General features: G+C 47.3%; 15 protein-coding genes. 11 read left to right on the top strand and 4 right to left on the bottom strand.

Annotation, left to right across the window (positions count from 1 at the left end; translation table 11 throughout):
• The first annotated feature begins 2 nt into the window (after positions 1–2).
• From L3C95_RS15460 to uxaC, 5 genes are read left to right on the top strand one after another with little or no spacing between them, the layout of a single operon-like run.
• Positions 3–2,198: a glycosyl hydrolase family 28 protein gene (locus L3C95_RS15460; protein ID WP_236388909.1), complete on the top strand. Its 2,196-nt coding sequence runs from the start codon at positions 3–5 to the stop codon at positions 2,196–2,198.
• A 5-nt stretch (positions 2,199–2,203) separates the two neighbouring features.
• Positions 2,204–4,096 (top strand): DUF4350 domain-containing protein, encoded by a 1,893-nt coding sequence (locus tag L3C95_RS15455; protein ID WP_236388908.1) that lies wholly within the window; start codon positions 2,204–2,206, stop codon positions 4,094–4,096.
• A 14-nt stretch (positions 4,097–4,110) separates the two neighbouring features.
• Positions 4,111–5,556, top strand: coding sequence for a tagaturonate reductase (locus L3C95_RS15450; protein WP_236388907.1), 1,446 nt, complete (start codon positions 4,111–4,113; stop codon positions 5,554–5,556).
• A 25-nt stretch (positions 5,557–5,581) separates the two neighbouring features.
• Positions 5,582–7,237 (top strand): UxaA family hydrolase, encoded by a 1,656-nt coding sequence (locus L3C95_RS15445; protein ID WP_236388906.1) that lies wholly within the window; start codon positions 5,582–5,584, stop codon positions 7,235–7,237.
• 28 nt (positions 7,238–7,265) lie between these two features.
• Positions 7,266–8,699: a glucuronate isomerase gene (gene uxaC, locus L3C95_RS15440; protein ID WP_236388905.1), complete on the top strand. Its 1,434-nt coding sequence runs from the start codon at positions 7,266–7,268 to the stop codon at positions 8,697–8,699.
• A gap of 424 nt (positions 8,700–9,123) precedes the next feature.
• Here uxaC and L3C95_RS15435 read toward each other — a convergent pair whose 3' ends face one another.
• Entirely contained in the window at positions 9,124–10,155 is a 1,032-nt protein-coding gene (locus tag L3C95_RS15435; RefSeq protein WP_236388904.1) for an alkene reductase, read from the bottom strand.
• Between the two features lie 57 nt (positions 10,156–10,212).
• Positions 10,213–10,785 (bottom strand): TetR/AcrR family transcriptional regulator, encoded by a 573-nt coding sequence (locus L3C95_RS15430; protein ID WP_236388903.1) that lies wholly within the window; start codon positions 10,783–10,785, stop codon positions 10,213–10,215.
• Between the two features lie 303 nt (positions 10,786–11,088).
• Here L3C95_RS15430 and L3C95_RS15425 point away from each other — a divergent pair, with 303 nt between their 5' ends.
• From L3C95_RS15425 to L3C95_RS15405, 5 genes are all read left to right on the top strand, one after another.
• A complete protein-coding gene (locus tag L3C95_RS15425; RefSeq protein WP_236388902.1) occupies positions 11,089–11,661 on the top strand; it encodes a DUF4142 domain-containing protein in 573 nt (190 codons plus the stop codon).
• 166 nt (positions 11,662–11,827) lie between these two features.
• Positions 11,828–13,198, top strand: coding sequence for an exonuclease domain-containing protein (locus tag L3C95_RS15420; RefSeq protein WP_236388901.1), 1,371 nt, complete (start codon positions 11,828–11,830; stop codon positions 13,196–13,198).
• A gap of 135 nt (positions 13,199–13,333) precedes the next feature.
• The gene (locus L3C95_RS15415) at positions 13,334–14,263 is read left to right on the top strand and encodes a phosphoribosylaminoimidazolesuccinocarboxamide synthase (protein WP_236388900.1); all 930 of its coding nucleotides are present in this window, start codon (positions 13,334–13,336) and stop codon (positions 14,261–14,263) included.
• A 96-nt stretch (positions 14,264–14,359) separates the two neighbouring features.
• Positions 14,360–16,156 carry an ABC transporter ATP-binding protein gene (locus L3C95_RS15410; RefSeq protein ID WP_236388899.1) on the top strand — a complete coding sequence of 599 codons (1,797 nt, stop codon included), beginning with the start codon at positions 14,360–14,362 and terminating at the stop codon, positions 16,154–16,156.
• A 159-nt stretch (positions 16,157–16,315) separates the two neighbouring features.
• Entirely contained in the window at positions 16,316–16,738 is a 423-nt protein-coding gene (locus tag L3C95_RS15405) for a DUF3276 family protein (RefSeq protein ID WP_236388898.1), read from the top strand.
• Between the two features lie 640 nt (positions 16,739–17,378).
• Here L3C95_RS15405 and pgi read toward each other — a convergent pair.
• Entirely contained in the window at positions 17,379–19,031 is a 1,653-nt protein-coding gene (gene pgi / locus L3C95_RS15400; protein ID WP_236388896.1) for a glucose-6-phosphate isomerase, read from the bottom strand.
• 157 nt (positions 19,032–19,188) lie between these two features.
• A complete protein-coding gene (locus L3C95_RS15395; RefSeq protein ID WP_236388894.1) occupies positions 19,189–19,995 on the bottom strand; it encodes a hypothetical protein in 807 nt (268 codons plus the stop codon).
• A gap of 87 nt (positions 19,996–20,082) precedes the next feature.
• On the opposite strand from L3C95_RS15395, the gene prfB reads away from it, so the two are divergent.
• A protein-coding gene (prfB, locus tag L3C95_RS15390; protein WP_236388892.1) for a peptide chain release factor 2 occupies positions 20,083–21,172 on the top strand; the annotation gives its coding sequence in 2 pieces (ribosomal slippage) (positions 20,083–20,142 and positions 20,144–21,172; 1,089 coding nt in all).
• The last annotated feature ends 204 nt before the right edge of the window (positions 21,173–21,376 follow it).

The raw sequence follows: 21,376 nt of genomic DNA, 5'->3' as shown, positions 1-21,376 counted from the left end.
TCATGAAGTTGTATCTATTGGCGCTGCTTTTTCCGTTGATCAGTTGGATAGCGACAGACGATCCGCCACGCGTGTTTATGATTGGTGATTCCACAATGGCGAACAAGCCCCTGGAGGATAATCCCGAAAGGGGATGGGGACAGCTGTTCCCGCTCTTTTTGCAGAAAGGGGTGACCGTAAAGAACTATGCCGTCAACGGGCGCAGTACCAAAAGCTTCATTAATGAGCATCGCTGGGATAGTGTTTTAGCGCAATTAAAGCCTGGAGACTGGCTTATTATTCAGTTTGGGCATAATGATTCCAAAAAGGATGATCCGAAGCGTTTTGCGGCTCCGGATGGCGAATACAAGGACAACCTGCTCCGCTTTGTAAGGGAAGCACGTGCAAAAGGGGCTAATCCTATCCTCATTACCCCGGTACAACGCCGGAAGTTTGATGAGAAAGGGGCCTTTGCAGACCAGCATGGCGATTACCCCCGCGTAGTAAGAGAAGTGGCGGCCAGCAATAAAGTACCTCTCATAGACCTGCATAAGAGCAGTGAAGCACTGCTGGTACAGCACGGTGTACAGGGCTCTGAGAAACTGTTCAAAACCACCGGGCCGGGACATTATACCACATTACCCAATGGCGTTACCGACAATACTCATTTCAATACCTATGGCGCCACCCTGGTAGCAGGGTTGGTAGCCAGGGAGATCAAAGAGAAACATATCGGACTGGAAAAATACCTGGAGCAGACCGTTTTTGAAGGAAAGTACCGTTTTGAGCTGCCGGAGATCTATGAGCCGCATTTCAGAAGAGATACACTGAACATCGTTGCTTTTGGTGCAAAGGCCGATGGCATTACGCTGAACAGCAAAAGTATCAACGATGCCATCACTGCCTGCAACAACAAAGGCGGCGGTGTAGTGATGGTGCCTCCGGGGTTATGGCTGACAGGACCTGTTGTGCTGAAGAGCAATGTGAACCTGTACCTGGCGCCTAATGCCATCTTACAGTTCACGACAGATTTTGACCAGTACCCGCTGGTGGAAACCACTTACGAGGGCCTGAAGGCCATGCGTTGCCAGGCGCCTGTATCCGCCGTGAATGCAGAAAATATTGCCATCACTGGTAGTGGTATCCTGGATGGCGGTGGAGATGCCTGGCGTATTGTGAAGAAAGACAAGCTGACGGAATCTCAGTGGACTAAACTGCTGGCTTCCGGAGGTATAGAGGGAGAGGATAAAAAGACCTGGTATCCTTCAGCGAAATCATTCAAGGGTTCTCACACCAAACTGGCCGGCGTAATAGCGCCGGGTAAGACAGCTGCTGACTATGACGATATCAAAGACTTCCTTCGCCCGAACATGATCAGCATCACCTCCTGTAAGTATGTGCTGCTGGAGGGCGTTACATTCCAGAATTCTCCGGCATGGTGTATCCATCCGTTGCTGACCGAACATATCACTTTACGTAATGTATATGCGAAGAATCCATGGTATGCGCAGAATGGCGACGGACTGGATCTTGAGTCCTGCCGTTATTCCCGCATTGAAGGTTGCACTTTTGATGTGGGCGACGATGGTATCTGTATCAAATCCGGCAGGGATGAACAGGGGCGTAAACGGGGTGTGGCTACAGAAGATGTGATCGTTAATAATTGCACCGTATATCATGCACACGGCGGTTTTGTAATAGGCAGTGAAATGTCGGGCGGTGCGCGCAACCTGTTTGTATCAAATTGCTCTTTCCTGGGTACGGATATCGGACTGCGTTTTAAAACCACCCGCGGTCGCGGAGGTATCGTAGAGAAGATCTATGTGAATAATATCAACATGAAGGATATTCCGGCCGAGGCGATCCTGTTTGACATGTACTACATGGCGAAAGACCCTGTGCCATTGTCGGGCGAAAAACGGGAAGCGCCGAAGGTGCAGCTGTTCCCGGTTACAGAGGCAACACCACAGTTCAGGGATTTTCATATCAGCAATGTGGTATGTCATGGGGCAGAGAAAGCGATCTTCATCCGCGGACTACCGGAAATGCCCATCAGCGACATCCACCTGAAAGATATTACTATCAAGGCGAAGGCAGCGGGCGATTGTATTGCGGGTAGCAATATCAGTCTGACCAATGTCACGCTTGTTACGAAAGACAGCGGTAAGATCAATGTACAGGACAGCAAACAGGTGAAACTTGATATTACAAAACGATAAACGGCATGAAAAAACTATTGAATACCCTTTTGCTCCTCCTGCCTGCATTCGCTTTTGCCCAATCTGCAAAGATGGCTGAAACGATGATCCGGATATGGGGAGACTCCTTGCAGTTGGCAGGAAGACCCGCACACTGGACATATGATCAGGGTGTGGTACTGGAAGGATTTACAGGATTATGGAAGAATACAGGAGATGGTAAGTATTTCCGTTTCATCCAGACTGGTATGGATCACTATCTCGAAAAGGATGGTACCATCCGTACTTATAAGGCGGAAGATTACAACATCGATCATATCAAAAATGGCCGCTCCTTGTTGTTGCTGTATAAAGTGACCAATGAGGAGAAATATAAACTGGCAGCCGACAAACTGAAGGCGCAGCTGGATAAACATCCGCGTACAAACGAAGGCGGCTTCTGGCATAAGAAACGCTATCCTTACCAGATGTGGCTGGATGGTTTGTACATGGCAGAGCCTTTCTATGCAGAATACGCAGCGCTCTTTCATGATGAAGCGGCGTTCAAAGATATTACGCGTCAGTTCGTGTTGATGGAAGTGCATTCCCGTGATGCCAGAACAGGGTTGTTGTATCATGGTTATGATGAATCGCGTCAGCAAAAATGGGCCGATAAGACCACTGGTCGTTCACCCAATTTCTGGGGCCGCGCCATGGGTTGGTATGGAATGGCATTGGTAGATGCGCTGGAATATTTCCCGCAGGGACATCCAGGCAAAGACAGCCTGATACAGATCCTGAACAGAATGGCAGCAGCTGTTAAAAAATACCAGGACCCTGCCAGCGGTTGCTGGTGGCAGGTGCTGGATAAAGCGAAGGAGAAGGGGAATTATCTTGAAGCATCCGCCTCCTGCATGTTCGTATATGCACTGGCTAAAGGCGTGCGCCTGGGATATCTCCCCGCCAGTTACAGCGCTGTAGCTGATAAAGGTTATAAAGGGCTGACAAAACAATTTGTAAGACCTGCACCCGAAGGCGGCGTGAACCTGGAAGGTACCGTGAGTGTAGCCGGATTGGGTGGTGATCCTTATCGTGACGGCAGTTATGCTTATTATCTCAGTGAGAAAGTAATAGTGAACGATCCCAAAGGAGTAGGGGCCTATATGCTGGCATCAAATGAGATGGAGCAGGCGGCTATTCCTAAAACAGGGAAAGGAGTAACGGTAACTATCGACAATTATTTCAACAACGAATTCAGGAAAAGCGCTGCCGGGCAGCCGGAGTCCTGGCACTATGTATGGAATGAAATGGACAATGGTGGTTATTCTCTCTGGGGCCACATCTTCCATAACAGAGGGGCCACAACAAAGACATTGTCAGCAGCACCTACTGCTGCCACGCTGGCGAAGACTGATATTTTTCTCATCGTTGATCCGGATACCCAGAAAGAAACTACGCAGCCGAATTATATGACAGATGCTCATGCCGAAGAAATATACAACTGGGTGAAGAAAGGAGGCGTATTGGTTATCCTGCAGAATGACGCCGGTAATTCCGAGATCAAAACCTTCAATAAGCTGACGGGCCGTTTCGGCATCACTTTCAAGGAAGACAGCCGTAACCATGTAGAAGGCAAACAGTTTGAGCAGGGCGCTTTATTCCTGCCCGCGGGCAATGAAGTATTCCCGCATACAAAGAAGATCTACATCAAGGAGATCTCTACCATCGCGACGGCACAACCTGCAAAAGCCGTATACACCGATAAGGGGGATGTAGTGATGGCGGTATCTAAAGTTGGTAAAGGAACAGTATTCGCCGTAGGCGATCCATGGTTCTATAACGAATATCTTGACGGACGCCGCTTACCGGCATCTTTTGAAAACTACCAGGCAGCTGTTGACCTTACTGAATGGCTGTTCAAACAGGTAGTGCGTAAATAATGTAAACGAGGCATATGCAATTGAACAAACAGTTATTGAACGGCGAAGAGCGTCGGGTGCTGCCCGAAAAGGTGCTGCAATTCGGTACCGGAGTACTGTTGAGAGGTCTGCCAGATTATTTTATTGATAAGGCCAATAAAGCAGGCATTTTCAATGGGCGTATTGTAATGATCAAGTCTACAGACAAAGGCAATACAGACGCCTATCAGCAACAGGACAACCTGTACACGCATTGTATACAGGGCATTATGCAGGGCCGCAGGGTAGAGGAATATATTGTCAACGCCTCCATCAGCAGGGTATTGTCTGCCGCTGCAGAATGGGAAGGTATACTCGCCTGCGCTGCTTCTCCGGACATGGAAATAGTGATCTCCAATACTACGGAAGTAGGCATTACTTTATCAGATGATGATGTACATGCTGCTCCACCTGCTTCTTTTCCCGGTAAGCTGCTGGCATTTCTCTTACGCCGCTATCAGCATTTCAAGGGCGATCCGGATAAAGGCATGATCATCATTCCTACGGAACTGATCCCCGACAATGGCACTAAACTGAAAAATATACTGTTGGAACTGGCCAGGCGTAATCAGCTGGGCGAGCTGTTTATGCAATGGTTAACTGCTGCTAATCATATTTGCAATTCCCTGGTAGACCGTATCGTGCCTGGTGCCTTACCGGCGGCGGCACATGCTGCTGTTGAACAACAGCTGGGTTATGAAGATAAACTGATGATCATGTCTGAGCCTTATGCCTTGTGGGCAATAGAGACAGACAATGAAACCGTCAGGAAGAAGCTGGCATTCTATCAAACTGACGGCAGTGTAGTGTTAGCGCCTGACATCAACGTATTCCGCGAACTGAAATTACGCTTGCTGAACGGTACACATACGCTATCCTGTGGCCTGGCGGCTTTAGCCGGCTTTGATACAGTAAAGGATGCCATGGAAGATGCCGCGATGGAAAGCTGTATATCCGCGCTGATGAAACATGAGATAGTACCGGCTATTACAGATGTGGCCATCCGCGAAGACGCGGCATTGCGCTTCGCGGGAAGTGTACTGGACCGTTTCAGAAATCCATACATAGAACACCGCTGGTTAAGCATCACCATGCAGTATACTTCGAAGATGAAGATGCGCGTGATACCGGTATTACAACGCCATTACCAGCGTTACGAAGAAGTACCTGCATTGATGGCACTTGGCTTTGCCGCTTACCTGCTGTTTATGCGTGATGGCAATGCAACGGACGATCACGCGGGATATTTTAAAGAGAAATGGCAGCGGCTGGAACCTGCAGTGCTGGTACAGACAGTATTGAAGGATGCCGCTTTGTGGGGTACAGACCTGACAGTCTTGACAGGTTTCGCACACGCAGTGACGGTGATGCTGGGCGCATTGCTCAATGAGGGCGCAGTTTCACTTATCAGGAGAGTATCAGAAGAAACAACGATTGCTTAAAATAAAAACAGATATGACGACGGGGATGAAACGGAAAGTGTTAAAAGTACATCCGCATGATAATGTGGTTGTGGCACTTACTGACCTGAAAAAAGGAGACAGTGTACAGGAAAACGGCCAGGTATATACAGTAACGGAAGATATACCGGCAAAGCACAAATTTACGGAAACAGCGCTCAATGCGGGAGACGCCATAACAATGTATGGCGTACTTGTAGGCCGTGCAAAACAGGCATTGCCAGCAGGTGCTAAAATAGCGGTAAGTAACGTGCAGCATGCTGCCAGCGATTTCCAGCTGGCGCCGGCAAGAAGGACCTCCTGGCATATACCGGATATTTCCAAATGGCAGCAACGCACATTTATGGGTTATCACCGGGCAGATGGTGGTGTGGGTACGGGTAATTACTGGTTGGTGATACCGATGGTGTTTTGTGAGAACAGGAATGTGGAAGTATTAAGAGAAACACTGGTAGAAGAACTGGGATATGGCCGTCCGAAGAAATATGCGGCCTTTGCCCGCAAACTGGCGGAGAAATACAAACAGGGGGCAGACGCTAACGGTATACTGCAAACAGTGTATACAGAAGAAGACGGCGCTATGCAGCAACCCCGCCTCTTTGAGAACGTAGATGGTATCAAGTTCCTTACGCATGAAGGCGGTTGTGGCGGTATCAGGCAGGATGCGCAGACACTTTGCGGTCTGCTGGCCGGATATATCACCCATGCGAATGTTGCCGGCGCTACTGTATTAAGCCTGGGATGCCAGAATGCACAGATTTCTATGCTGGAAGAGGAGATCAGAAAAAGGTCCCCTCAGTTCAGCAAACCCTTATACATATTGGATCAGCAACAGACAGGCACTGAGCAGGCTTTGATCACTGCGGCTGTAAAGCAGACCATGGCAGGATTGATCCAGGCCAATAAGATCACCCGTCAGCCTGCTCCACTGTCGAAACTATGTATAGGACTGGAATGCGGCGGTTCTGATGGTTTCTCAGGTATTTCTGCCAATCCGGCTATTGGCTATACTTCCGACCTGCTGGTAGCCCTGGGTGGTTCGGTGATATTGTCCGAATTCCCTGAGTTATGCGGTGTAGAGCAGGAGTTGAGCGACCGCTGTGCAGACGAAAAAGATGCATTACGTTTTATAGAACTGATGCGTACTTATCAGCGCCGGGCAGAAGAAGCAGGTTCCGGTTTTGATATGAACCCATCGCCTGGCAATATCAAAGATGGTCTGATCACAGACGCTATTAAGTCGGCAGGAGCCGCTAAGAAGGGCGGTACTTCTCCCGTAGCCGCGGTACTTGATTATCCCGAGAAGGTGAGTAAACCTGGTCTCAATCTGCTTTGTACACCCGGTAACGATGTGGAATCAACAACAGCTGAAGTAGGGTCAGGGGCTACTATTGTATTATTCACAACAGGTCTGGGTACACCAACCGGCAATCCTGTCACACCCGTTATCAAGCTGTCCAGCAATACAAAGCTCTATGAGCGTATGCCCGATATAATCGATATCAATACAGGCACTATCATCGATGGAGAAGAGTCCATTCCGGAAGCTGGTGAACGCATTCTGAATTACGTGATCGATGTGGCCAGTGGAATTACAAAAGCCAGGTCCGTTATCAACGGACAGGATGATTTCATTCCCTGGAAAAGAGGTGTGTCACTGTAATCTTACTAACTATTAATTAATGTCAACAATGAAGAAGTTCCTGGATGAACATTTTCTCCTGAGTAATAATACTGCGAAACGTTTGTACCACGACTATGCGAAAGAGATGCCTGTGATAGACTACCATTGCCACCTGCCACCCGCGCAGATAGCAGCGGATACTGGCTTTGGCAATCTGACCCAGGCATGGCTCTATGGTGATCACTATAAATGGAGGGCAATGCGTACCAATGGCGTGCCTGAGAGCTATTGCACGGGCAACAGGTCAGACTTTGAGAAGTTTGAGAAATGGGCGGAGACCGTGCCCTACACCTTGCGTAATCCGTTGTATCACTGGACACACCTGGAACTGCAACGTTACTTCGATATTCATGATGTGCTGAATCCTGCTTCAGCGGCAGATATTTATTACAATGCCAGCGCACAGCTGGCAACCAGCGCTTACAGCACACGTAATCTGCTGCGTAAAATGAATGTCGCGTTGGTGTGTACAACAGATGACCCGGCAGACACGCTGGAGCATCATCAGCAGTTAAGACAGGATGGTTTTGAAATACCTATTCTGCCTGCTTTCCGGCCTGATCAATCCATGAATGTAGATGACCCTGAAAAATACAATCAATACCTGCAACGCCTGGAAGAAACTTCCGGCATCACCATTGCTACGTACACCGACTTGCTGGATGCATTGAAGAACCGGCACGATTTCTTTGCATCACAAGGCTGTTCTGTATCTGATCATGGTATTGAAGAGATATACGCCGAAGATTTCCAGGAGAAGGATATCCATGCTATTTTCAAAAAGGTAAGAGGTGGTAATAGACTCAGCCTGCAGGAAGCAAGACAGATCAAGTCTGCACTGCTGTTACAGCTGGCGGAATGGGACTGGGAAAAAGGTTGGGTACAGCAATATCACCTGGGCGCATTACGCAACAATAACTCCCGTATGATGCGCTTATTAGGACCGGATACCGGTTGGGATTCTATCGGCGATTTTTCACAGGCAAGAGCATTAGCCAAGTTCCTGGACCGCCTGGACAGCCAGGATAAACTGGCCCGGACGATCCTCTATAATCTCAATCCGGCCGACAATGAACTGCTGGCCACTATGATCGGTAACTTTAATGACGGATCTATTGCAGGTAAAGTACAATTCGGCTCTGCATGGTGGTTCCTGGATCAGAAGGATGGTATGATCAAACAGCTGAATGCCTTATCCAATATGGGATTGCTAAGCCGTTTTGTAGGTATGCTGACAGATTCCCGCAGCTTTTTATCTTATCCTCGTCATGAATATTTCAGGAGGATTGTCTGTGAGTTACTGGGGCAGGAGGTGGAAAACGGAGAACTGCCTAACGATATTGAGTGGATCGGTAAAGTTGTAAAAGACATCTGCTACTATAACGCACAACAATATTTTAATTGGAAAGAGTTAGGTATTGAAGCTGGCGTTAGCCGGTAACCAGCACCCTGTAGGGGTGCTATGTTTGTAGCGCGGGGTTTCAACCCCGGGAAATGTAATGCGTACGGTGTGTTCAACGCGTAGGACCTGTCACATTCATAGAAATCCGGGCAGTATAAAATGGGCCTGATCTGTTATATTCTAATTATGGCTAAGCTGTTTTTTTTGAAATCCAATCTGTTTACGTCTGATATTATTCTAAAAAACAGATTCAGCCCATTTTATACTGCCGGCACTATTTGAGAATTGCTTTCCCAGCCTAAGTTCTATTTACCTATTTAATGTCTTTCAAGTGATTGATAAAAGCTAATCGTATTTTATATCCTACACTTTAGTACCCTGATGCCTTACCTGAAAGAACCACTTCCGTAACAGCTCTTCCGCTACGGAAGTGTAAACAACTAAACAACTCTCAGATTTATGATTAACAATTCGCGCAAGCGTAATTGGGTTTTTTAAGCGGCTCACTGGAAGTCATTTCAAACTTTCCGGAGAGGGGAGAAGAAACACATGGATTTTCGAAAGCGATGAGGTCTGCCAATCCGTTCAACACTGTCTGTTCCGCACGTATCGCATCGTAGTCACCGTTCAGGATGAGCGTACCATTGAACCTTGAGCGGATACCTGCTATTAAGGTAGCCGGCGTAGAAGGTTCTGTCAGCAGATGGATGTAGGATAAACCATAAGTATCCAGCGCATCCACCAGGTATTCGTAAGTCGCGTCGATCTCATCATGATGCTGCAGATCATTTAACTGGCTGTAAGGCGACAGGCGGATACCGGTGCGGTGTTTACCAATAGTGTGGCTCACGGCCGCTACTGTTTCCAGTATGAAGCGTATCCTGTTTGGAATGCTGCCGCCATACTTATCTGTACGCTGATTGGTGTCAGGATGCAGGAACTGGTCCATCAGGTAGCCATGCGCTGCGTGTAGCTCTACCCCGTCAAACCCTGCTTCGATGGCCTGGGATGCTGCCTTCACATATTGCTGCACCATCTTCTGTACTTCTGAAGTTGTCATCGCTCTTGGAGTGGCATATGGTTGCCATCCATGTTGCTCTGTCCATATCTGTCCTTTGGCGGTAACTGCTGAAGGAGCAATCACCTCTGCCTTTCCAGGCATATTTGCCGGGTGCGATATGCGCCCTGTATGCATGATCTGCAGGAAGATCCGGCCTCCGTTCTCATGAACTGCCTTTGTAACTTTTTTCCATCCCGCTATCTGGTCCTTAGTGTAAATGCCGGGCATGTGTGCCCTGCCCATACCGTTTTCCGCAGGACCGGTCCCCTCTGCTATGATCAGGCCAGCTTTGGCCCGCTGGCTATAATAGGTCACCATCACGTCGTTCGGAATGCCCGCAGGAACGTGCGTCTTACTCAAGGTAGGCGCCATAACTACCTTGTTGGATATGGCGTAATTGCCTATAGTAGTGGATGATAATAGTGTTGGATACATGCCTGTCGTTTGGTTAATAATTCCAGAATGATTGTTCCAAAAAAAGGTAAAAAAATATCAATGCCTGATGCTATCCAATATATGGTCTGCCATACGTTCCAACATCTCTCTATCACCAAAAAGAACGTCCATCATCCAGAGGGAGCTGAAGCTGGCGTAAAGGAACTGGGCCAGTGTGGCAGGGTCTTTCTCTGCCGGGATCTCATTCGCTTGTTTGGCTTTCTCCAATAATTCCTGTAAAACGCTGATGCTCGCTTTGGCCTGTTCCTGAACGATCATTTTAATGCCAGCATCCATAGAAGCCAGTTCGAAGGATGTTTTGACCATCAGGCAGGTTTTACCCTCTTTCTTGTTCGTTACGGCTCTTCGTACGATACTTTCAATTGCTGTCATGGGCGACACCTTATCACAGCATTGTTTATAATCAAATAGTTTCTCTTTCGCGTAGTTCTGCAGGCACTGCTGGAAGAGAGCGTATTTGTCGCCGTAAGTATCATATATACTGGCCCGGTTCAGTTGCATACTGTCCACAAGGTCCTGCATAGACGTAGCATTGTATCCCTTCTCCCAGAAGAGATCCCTTGCTTTTTGCAGCCTTTCCTCAGGATCGAATGCTTTATTCCGTGCCATGACACAAAATTAGAATTTCAGAATGAATGTTCCAAATTATTTTAGAACGAATGTTCCGGAATTGTATTTCCTAAGGACAGGACGGGGAGATTGATCTACAAATTTCTTATATAAGTATTGATTATCATTATGGTACAGGTCGCATTTGCCAAAGTAAGCAGGGGTAGACCTTTCCGCGGATTTGTTCGCTGGCTGCCCCGTCCGCAGGCTGGCATGGTACTCTTTTTGCCAAATAACAGACGTAAACTGTAACACACGTTATTACTGATTACATCTAAAATTGTTAAACCAAAAAGGGTACAAATGAAAAAGCTCACTTTTTTTGCCGCTACTTTGCTGGCCGCCTGGATGTTACAGGCTTGTGGAGGAAGTAACACTGCCAAACATGAAGACGCAGTAGATAGTGCACAGGAAGTAAATAAAGAAACTGCACCTGTGGACAAAGAATCCTCTGACTTTGCAATAGAAGCTGCCAATGGGGGGATGATGGAAGTGCAGGCTGGTAAACTGGCACAGGAGAAAGCAACAAGTCAGCGGGTTAAGGATTTCGCCGCTATGATGGTGCGTGATCACTCCAAAGCAGGAGATGAACTGAAAGGACTGGCACAGAGCAAAAATATTGCTTTGCCGGACAGTATATCCGGAGATGCCAGAGATCACATCGAGAAAATGAGCAAGATGTCCGGAAAAGATTTTGACAAACACTATATGGATATGATGGTGGATGATCATAATGAAGACGTGGACAAATTTGACAAGGCAGCGAACAACCTGACCGATCCTGATCTGAAAACATGGGCAGCCAATACATTGCCGACACTGAGAGCTCATCAGGACTCAGCCAAGGCGATCCAGGCAGCTATGAAGAATAAATAACGCTGCGGCATTAATGTTAAACTAAGTAGTTGTTAGTCTCCCGGGTGATGAGTTGAGATTGTTGAGTTCGGGAATGTCGCTCCTGGTGGCTAACAACTCTTTTGTTGAAATATATAATTCTCCAGGTACGAACTTGTGTTTATATTTGTTCGCTGAGTGGAGAGTTATGTACGCAATAGTTGATATAGAAACCACGGGAGGCCATGCCAGCGCAAATGGTATTACCGAGATAGCCATTTTTATTTATAACGGCCTGGAAGTAGTACAGCAGTATGAAACGCTGATCAATCCGGGTGTGCCCATCCCAAGGTATATCCAATCCCTGACAGGTATCACAGATGATATGGTAGCCAGCGCACCTGCTTTCGAGGAGGTGGCGGGCGATATATATGCCCTTATACACGATAAGATTTTCGTTGCCCACAACGTCAATTTCGATTATTCCTTTTTGCAATATCACCTGGCAAAGGCCGGTTACCAGCTGCGCAGTAAAAAACTATGCACAGTAAGGCTCGGGCGAAAGATCGTACCGGGACTGCCGTCGTACAGCCTGGGTAATCTCTGTAAGTCATTGCAGATAGCAGTAACCCAGCGTCACCGCGCCAGTGGCGATGCCTCGGCAACGGTGAAGCTTTTCGCCCTGCTGCAACGGCAGGACGTGAACAATGCCATCGCCCATGCACTGAGCGCACATTCCAAGGAACAGTTCCTGCCGCCTAACCTGCCGCCGGAGCAGGTGACTGCATTACCAGGCAGTCCGGGCGTTTATTACTTCCATGACCAGAAAGGAAAAGTGGTGTACGTGGGTAAGGCAAAGAACATCCGGAAGCGGGTGAACAGCCATTTTACCGGCAACAGCGCCAGTCGCAAACGCCAGGAATTCCTGCGTAATATTTATGGTGTTTCACATGAGGTAACCGGTACGGAACTCATGGCCCACATACTGGAAAGCGTGGAGATCAAACGGTTGTGGCCTATATACAACTACTCACAAAAGCACATAGAATTTAAGTATGGCTTCTACTGTTTCGAAGACCAGCAGGGGTATCTCCGCCTGGCTATAGAGAAACGGAGGAAGTATACCATGCCATTACATGCATTTCCACTGCTCGTCCAGGGACATCAGATGTTACGGGGCCTGATCAGAGAGTTTGATCTTTGTCCGCGGTTATGCTTCCTCCAGAAAGGGAACGGCGCCTGTTCGCCCATTCCCGACCATACCTGCCGGGGCGCCTGCGAAAAGAAAGAAGGGCCTGAAACATATAACCTGCGGGTAAAAGCCGCCATCAATCACATGCAGCAACAACAACCCTCTTTTGTGATCATGGGCAACGGCCGTGATGCACAGGAACAAAGCTGTATACTGATGGAGAAGGGCCGCTTCTACGGAATGGGCTATATTCCCCGCGATACAGCCATTACAGAAGAACATGCAGTAAAGGAATGGCTGACACAGTACCCTGAAAATGAATATATTCTGAACCTCATCCACGCACATGCCGGCAACAATGTGCAGGAGCTTGTAAAGTTTTCTTAGAGATTATCAGTAATAATTCCCTCAAGCTAAAGTATTTTTGCGAACCTGAATGCATAACTGCTTGTTGATTTCCTTGTCAACAGCCTGTGAATGAGGGTTATTATTAATCATTTTTAATAGGTAATTATCAGATTCATGTTAGGATCAAATTTTCAGATTCCCGGGCAAACAGCTTTTTATAAGGGAAAGGTAAGGGATGTATACACCATTAATGACAAGCTGATGGTAATGGCCGTAAGCGACCGTATTTCAGCATTCGACGTTGTATTACCTCGCCCTATCCCTTACAAAGGACAGGTATTGAACCAGGTAGCTGCCATTATGCTGGAAGCCACAAAGGATATTGTTCCTAACTGGGTAAAGGCAGTTCCCCTGCCCAACGTGACCATCGGTCTGAAATGTGAAACCTTCCGTGTTGAAATGGTGGTACGTGGTAACCTCACCGGTCATGCCTGGAGAACTTACAAAAGCGGTAAACGCGAACTGTGCGGCGTAACGATGCCGGAAGGACTGAAAGAGAATGACTATTTCCCTTCTCCGATCATTACACCTACTACCAAAGCACACGAAGGGCATGATGAAGACATCTCCCGGGAAGAGATCATCGCCAGGGGGCTTGTAAGCAAAGAAGACTACGAGAGACTTGAAAAATATACACTCGCCCTGTTCGAACGTGGCAGGGAACTGGCTGCCAAAAGAGGCCTGATCCTGGTAGATACCAAATACGAGTTCGGCAAGATCGGCGATACCATCTACGTGATCGATGAGATCCATACACCTGATTCCTCCCGCTACTTCTATGCAGAAGGATATGAGGAAAAACAGAAGGCTGGCCAGCCACAGAAACAGCTCAGTAAAGAGTTCGTTCGTGAGTGGCTGATGGCAAATGGTTTCCAGGGTAAGGATGGACAGCAGGTACCTGAAATGACCGACGAATTTGTCACTAGCGTAAGCGAACGTTATATCGAGCTGTTCGAGAATATCACTGGTCAGAAATTTGTGAAGGAAGATGTATCCCAGGCGGATGCTGAAAAGAAGATCATCGATACGCTGCAGAAATTATAAGAAAATGTCAACCGACCGCAGATCAGGAACAGGAGCATGGCGCTTTATGTTCCTGTCTGCGGACTGTTAACAACGGACATCTGACTATAGACGAATATGAAACACCTGGCCACGCTTAATAAGTACTTTGTAAAATACAAATGGAGATTCCTCACCGGTTTAATCTGTACTGCTGTATCCATTGTATTCAGCGTGTTCCAGCCTATTATGGTCAGACAGATCTTCGATCTCCTCGCCCTGAACCTTGACAATTACAATCTCCTCAGCGATACTGGCCTGAAAGCCGCTTTCCGCGGACAATTTACCAATGTCCTGGCCTTCTATGGCATCAGCATCCTGTTGTTTGCCCTTCTCAGCGGATTTTTTCTTTATCTCCAGCGGCAAACCCTCATTGTGATGAGCCGCTACATTGAATATGACCTCAAGAACGAAATTTACCAGCATTACCAGGTGCTGGACCTGAACTTCTATAAAATGCACCGCACGGGCGATCTGATGAGCCGTATTACGGAAGACGTATCCCGCGTGCGTATGTACGTAGGGCCGGCTATCATGTACGCTACCCGCACCATCTTTATGATCGTGATAGTGGTATACCTGATGATAGAGGTAAACCCTTTACTGACACTCTATACATTATCTCCACTGCCGGTGCTGGCGCTGATCATTTATTACGTGAACCATATCATTCACCGTAAAAGTGAGCGTATACAGGCACAGTTGTCCAATATTACATCCATTGCCCAGGAGTCCTATTCCGGGATCAGGGTGATCAAATCATATATACAGGAGGAAGCCAGCATCAAACATTTCGAAGAGGCCAGCGAAGCCTACAAGAAAAGTTCTGTCAGCCTGGCTAAAACAGACGCCCTGTTCCAGCCGAGCATGTCCCTCATGATTGGTCTGAGCGTGGTGCTGACTATCTTTATCGGCGGCATACAGGTGATCCATGGTAATATTACTGTAGGCAACCTGGCTGAATTTGTGATCTATGTGAACATGCTGATGTTCCCGTTCTTTTCCATCGGGATGGTCGCTTCCATGATCCAGCGCGCCGCAGCCAGCCAGCAACGTATCAACGAATTTCTTGACATAAGACCGGCGATAGCCGATAGTCCCGGCGCCAAACCTGTCAGTATCAGGGGAGAAGTGGTCTTTAAGAATGTTTCCTTCACCTATCCTCATACCGGTATCCAGGCCATTAAAGACTTTAACCTCACGGTAAAACCAGGGGAGAAGGTAGCAGTGATCGGCCGTACAGGTTCAGGTAAATCCACGCTTGCCCAGTTACTCATACGTATGTATGACCCGCAGGAAGGAGAGATCCTGATCGACAAACAGGATATCCGTCAGGTAACCCTGGACAGTCTGCGTCATCAGATCAGTTATGTACCACAGGACGTGTTCCTGTTTTCAGATTCTATCATGAACAATATCCGCTTCGGTACACCGGAGGCCGGCCCAGAAATGGTAAAGATGGCTGCCCGGCAGGCATCGGTAGAAAAAGATATCCTGGGTTTTCAGGAAGGGTTTGATACCGTGGTAGGAGAGAGAGGCGTAACGCTCAGCGGAGGTCAGAAGCAGCGTATTTCCATTGCCCGTGGCCTGATCAAGAACCCTAACCTGCTGGTGTTCGACGACTGCCTTTCAGCCGTAGACGCCCGTACGGAGAAAGAGATCATTGGTAACCTCTATGCCTATCTGAAGGATAAAACCGCTATAATCATTACCCACCGCATCTTTGCGCTGTTTGAGTTTGATAAGATCATTGTACTCGACGATGGTAAAATCGTTGAAACGGGTACACATAATGAATTATTGGCATTAAACGGTTATTATGCAGAATTGTACGCACGCCAGCAGTCCGGCGAAGAGGAATCTGTAATAGAATAGTAATCATCTTCTTATATATGCCTGTAAACCAGTAGCTAAAGTAGTATTCTATCATTTTTCAAAATCATTTAAAATTATTTTGATATTTGTAAACTAATAGTATATTTGTTTCTTATTGGAAAAAGGATTTGATTCGTTAACAACTTAAATCTATCAACTGTGGCGTACGAAAATACCAATCAGCAGGAAAGAAATAATGACAGTATCTTTTCTAAACGATTGAAAGCGGGCAAAAGAAGAACTTACTTCTTTGATGTAAAGACCACTCGTGGAAATGATTATTTTCTAACCATTACCGAAAGCAAGAAACGCTTCAACGACAATGGTTATGACAGGCACAAAGTATTCCTGTACAAGGAAGACTTCAACAAGTTCCTGAATGCATTGACAGAGACCATCAACTACGTAAAAACTGAGTTGATGCCCGACTTCGATTTTGATGCCTACAATCATGATTACGTGCGCGATGATGAAGATGGTGAAGGTGCTGAAACTTCCGAAGCTGTAGTTGAAGCTGCAGTAACTGAAGCACCTGTTGCTGCATCCGCTTCTTCTCATAGCGAAGACGTAGACAAGTGGTAATCTAAGCTTAGATCATTCATTTTTATTTGATGATAAATAAAACCTCCGGTTTCTCCGGGGGTTTTTTTGTGCGGTATATCGAAATGCGGTATGTCCCATTCATACCCCCGGGGTTGCATCTGTCCGGTATTTCGCATGCATCATTGCCGTACCACAGGTTGGTCCTACCGTGTACCCGTTTGTTATAAAATTGGATATGCGTTCATAGAAATCAGGCGATCGGGTCGTATAAGCTTTGCTGATTTTATATCGAACAGGCATTCTTTCACAAAAACGCCCCGTGTTGTATGTACCTCCTTTGGCAACAAAACGTTATTAACAGAATGTGGAGCATAATGCATAAGGACGAAAGGCGCGATAGCCATAGGCGAAATAGTCAGCCCTGAAGCAGCGGCGGTTCCAGGTGGAGATCACTGGCCTTCGTTGTTTGAAGTATGTTGACACGACTTCGACAGGGGTTTAATGAGATTTCTAATCGCTCAATACGACCTCCCATCGCAACATAGAAAGAAACTTCAAAGAACGCAGCCAGTGGTCCCACATGGAACCGAAGCAATATCAATCAGCAAATGCTCCGCTCGAGAAAACAACAAAGGACTCCCGAAGGAGTCCCCTGTCAATAACTATCTGTTGACTAAACCTATTTCTTCATTTGTTTCCAGGCATTGATCAATCCATTGGTAGACGCATCATGGCTGGTAACTTTATCTCCACTTTCCAGTTCAGGCAGGATCTTGTTTGCCAGCTGTTTACCCAGTTCAACACCCCATTGATCAAAGCTGTAGATGTTCCAGATAACACCCTGTACAAAGATCTTGTGCTCATACAGCGCTACCAGTGAACCCAGTGAGCGTGGCGTGATCTGTTTTACGAGGAAGGAATTCGTAGGCCTGTTGCCGGTAAACACTTTGTATGGCAGCAGCGCCTTGATCTCATCTTCCTTCAGGCCGGATTTCTCCAGTTCAGCACGTACTTCTGCTTCTGTCTTACCATTCATCAGTGCTTCTGTCTGTGCAAAGAAGTTAGACAATAATTTTACGTGATGATCGCCGATAGGATTATGGCTGATAGCAGGAGCGATGAAGTCGGCAGGTACGATACGGGTACCCTGATGGATCAGCTGATAGAATGCGTGCTGTCCGTTGGTGCCAGGTTCGCCCCATACGATAGGACCGGTTTCGTAGGTTACCGCTTTACCTGTACGGTCTACATATTTACCATTGCTTTCCATATTTCCCTGCTGGAAATAGGCTGCAAAACGGTGCATATACTGGTCGTACGCCAGGATTGCCTCGGTGGAAGTATCAAAGAAGTTACCGTACCAGAGGCCAATTAAGGCCATAATAGCCGGGATGTTCTTTTCGAGCGGAGTAGTGCGGAAGTGGTTATCCACTGCATTTGCACCTTCCAGGAGTGCTTTGAAATTGTCGTAACCAACGGTCAGTGCGATGCTAAGACCAATTGCGGACCATAAAGAATAACGGCCGCCAACCCAGTCCCAGAACTCGAACATATTGGCAGGATCTATACCGAATGCTTTTACTGCCTTTTCGTTCGTAGAAAGGGCAGCAAAGTGTTTCGCTACAAATGCTTCGTCTTTCGCTGCATCGAGGAACCATTTACGTGCGGTGAGCGCGTTGGTCATTGTTTCCTGCGTAGTGAAAGTTTTGGAAGCTATGAGGAAGAGGGTTTCTTCCGGAGTTACTTTTTTAAGTGTTTCTGCGATGTGTGTACCGTCCACATTGGAAACGAAATAAGGCTGAATACCCTCTTTCCAGTAAGGTTTCAATGCCTCGGTCACCATTACCGGGCCCAGGTCGGAACCACCGATACCTATATTTACAATGTAACGTATAGGCTTGCCGGTATAACCTTTCCACTCGCCGCTATGGATACGCTGGGTAAAGCTTTCCATTTTCTTCAGTACCGCCTGTACATCCGGCATCACATCTTTTCCGTCCAGTACAACGGGATTACCGGAAAAATTACGGAGTGCAGTATGCAATACAGCCCTGTTTTCAGTAGCATTGATCTTTTCAGCACTGAACATGGCCTTGATACCTTCTTCCACGCCGGTTTCCTTTGCCAGCTGCAGCAGGTAGGAAAGTGTTTCTTCTGTGATGATGTTCTTTGAATAGTCGAACAAAATATCTTCAAAAGAGATTGTAAACTTCTTAAATCTGTCAGCATCCTCCGCGAACAATGTGCGCAGGTGCGTTTCCTTCATCTTGGAAGCATGCTGCTGCAATTGTTGCCATGCTTTTGTAGCAGTCGGATTAGTCGTTGGGAACATAAACACGCATTTTATGGCATCAAAAGTAATAAATAGTTGGATAGTCTCAGAACCAATCCGCCGGAAAGGAAGACCAATATTTAAAGATAATTCACTCAGACAGAGTAAACTATACTTCCGGTAATATATACAATGAAATCAGGAATAAAGACATCTGTCACGACAATCTTCTGTTGGTGATGAGTCGCCAGGTGCTGCTGACAGCAATAATAACCATCGCCCCGATGCAGGCGCCGACAATAGGCATCTCTGCAGAACCTCCCAAAGACTGACGCTTTATGATAATGCCACAGAGCGCCCAAAGCGCCACCAGGCCTACCACTACATTGTGTCTGCGTATAATCAGCAACGTTGCCGCCACGGTGCATAACACTATGAGAAAAATAGTCCCCGGAATGCTCATGCCATCCCATCCGAGGTATACCAGGAAGGCGGCAATATTAGCCACGGTTGCGATACATATCCATCCCAGGTACAGGCTGAAAGGAAGGTGTACGAATATTTTTTCAGTTTTGGTTGCCGGTGGATGCGGCAGTGCGACATTAAAGTTCAGATGGATGGCCAGAAGGCATATCAGCAGGGCTATCATGAGCAGGATGGAGAGTGGCAGCAGCTCATAATGCCAGGCGAACAGCCAGCAGGAATTAGCCATACAACTGATCAGCCACCAGCCGCGCAACCGCTCCATGAACAGTTCCAGGGCAGGCGTACGGTCCTTTGAGAATGCCAGCCATAACTGGAACACTATGAAAGCCAGCAGTGATAAATAGATAAGGCCCCAAATGGCGAAAGTAAATCCTGCAGGTACGAAGAGGTTGTCATATTTGTCGGAGATGTCGCCGGTATTCTTATTGTTGATCAGGTTCAGGTTGGCCAGCGCATTGACAACGATCACCATGATGTACCCAATTGTATTGAAAACCGCGCTGTTCTTGTAATAGAGGGTTTTATGGGAGGTTGTCATAGATAGCATAAGTTTTTAAATAACTGGAAATTAATATGATAAAAGTCCTGCAAATATTGTTCCCCTTTTTCCGTACATTTGCGCCCTATGACAGCAGAACAACTTAAAGCTATGAGGGACCGTCTCCATGTCCTGGGAGGTTTTCTTTAACGTCCAGGACCGCATAGCAAAAATAGAAAATGATAAGCAACTTACGTTAGCCCCCGGCTTCTGGGACGACAATGCCCGGGCTACGTCAATTCTGAAAGAGATCAAGGTGAACAAATTCTGGGTGGAACTCTATGAAAGCGTGCAAACGGCAATAGAGGACAGCAGTGTACTGCTCGACTTCCAGAAAGAAGGCGAAGCCACTGAAGAAGAGGTGGAGCAGGCATACCAGGCATCACTGGCAGCTCTTGACGAATTGGAATTTAAATCAACACTGAACGAGCCTGAAGACGAGATGCCGGCAGTGCTCACCATCAATTCAGGCGCCGGTGGTACCGAAAGCCAGGATTGGGCAGAGATGCTGTTACGCATGTACCGTATGTACGGCGAAAAGCAGGGTTGGAAAGTATCTGAAATTGATGTACAATACGGGGATGGCGCCGGTATTAAATCAGCCTCCCTGGAAATGGACGGAAGCTTTGCCTATGGCTTGCTGAAAGCGGAAAGTGGTGTGCACCGCCTGGTGCGTATCTCTCCGTTCGATGCCAACGCCCGCAGACATACTTCCTTCGCTTCCATCTTTGTATATCCGCTGGTGGATGATACCATTGAAATTGCAGTAAACCCTGCCGACCTCGAATGGGAATTCTACCGTTCCGGTGGTAAAGGAGGGCAGAACGTAAACAAGGTAGAAACCGCAGTGCGTTTGAAACACATTCCTTCAGGCATCATCATCGAATGTCAGCAGGCACGTACGCAGGGCGAGAACCGTGAAAAGGCGCTCACCATGCTGAAATCCCGCTTATATGAAGAAGAGCTGCGTAAGAGGGAGGAACTGAAAAACGCCGCCAACGCCAACAAGCGCAAAATTGAATGGGGATCACAGATCCGTTCCTACGTATTTCATCCTTACAAAATGATCAAAGATCACCGTACGGATTATGAAGTAGGTAACGTTCAGCCTGTTATGGACGGCGAACTGGAGGGCTTCATCAAGGCTTACCTGATGATGTCCAAAGGAGAAGATTAACGTAACTTTGCAAATATGCCCTGTGCTGATAAATTGAGAATGCTCAACTTATCAGCACTTTTGCATATTAGGCAGGACTGGCCCGGAGATACTGAAACCAGTACATATTAACCCGGACCAGGAAGCCAGCGCATCAACGCGCAACCTGTTTTGTGGCCCGGCGGCCCTGCTTAATGAGAGAAAAATCTAATTGATTCCTGCAAA

This window comes from Chitinophaga filiformis, assembly GCF_021646545.1.
Classification (GTDB): Bacteria; Bacteroidota; Bacteroidia; order Chitinophagales; family Chitinophagaceae; genus Chitinophaga; species Chitinophaga filiformis_A.
This window is presented reverse-complemented; position numbering and strand designations above follow the sequence as displayed.

Bases quoted from the DNA above. Each gene is read 5' to 3' on its own strand.
- L3C95_RS15460 (WP_236388909.1), top strand. From the start codon at position 3: ATGAAGTTGTATCTATTGGCGCTGCTTTTTCCGTTGATCAGTTGGATA.
- L3C95_RS15410 (WP_236388899.1), top strand. From the start codon at position 14,360: ATGAAACACCTGGCCACGCTTAATAAGTACTTTGTAAAATACAAATGG.
- L3C95_RS15435 (WP_236388904.1), bottom strand. From the start codon at position 10,155: ATGTATCCAACACTATTATCATCCACTACTATAGGCAATTACGCCATA.
- L3C95_RS15450 (WP_236388907.1), top strand. From the start codon at position 4,111: ATGCAATTGAACAAACAGTTATTGAACGGCGAAGAGCGTCGGGTGCTG.
- L3C95_RS15455 (WP_236388908.1), top strand. From the start codon at position 2,204: ATGAAAAAACTATTGAATACCCTTTTGCTCCTCCTGCCTGCATTCGCT.
- uxaC (WP_236388905.1), top strand. From the start codon at position 7,266: ATGAAGAAGTTCCTGGATGAACATTTTCTCCTGAGTAATAATACTGCG.
- L3C95_RS15425 (WP_236388902.1), top strand. From the start codon at position 11,089: ATGAAAAAGCTCACTTTTTTTGCCGCTACTTTGCTGGCCGCCTGGATG.
- L3C95_RS15430 (WP_236388903.1), bottom strand. From the start codon at position 10,785: ATGGCACGGAATAAAGCATTCGATCCTGAGGAAAGGCTGCAAAAAGCA.
- L3C95_RS15395 (WP_236388894.1), bottom strand. From the start codon at position 19,995: ATGACAACCTCCCATAAAACCCTCTATTACAAGAACAGCGCGGTTTTC.
- pgi (WP_236388896.1), bottom strand. From the start codon at position 19,031: ATGTTCCCAACGACTAATCCGACTGCTACAAAAGCATGGCAACAATTG.
- L3C95_RS15420 (WP_236388901.1), top strand. From the start codon at position 11,828: ATGTACGCAATAGTTGATATAGAAACCACGGGAGGCCATGCCAGCGCA.
- L3C95_RS15445 (WP_236388906.1), top strand. From the start codon at position 5,582: ATGAAACGGAAAGTGTTAAAAGTACATCCGCATGATAATGTGGTTGTG.
- L3C95_RS15415 (WP_236388900.1), top strand. From the start codon at position 13,334: ATGTTAGGATCAAATTTTCAGATTCCCGGGCAAACAGCTTTTTATAAG.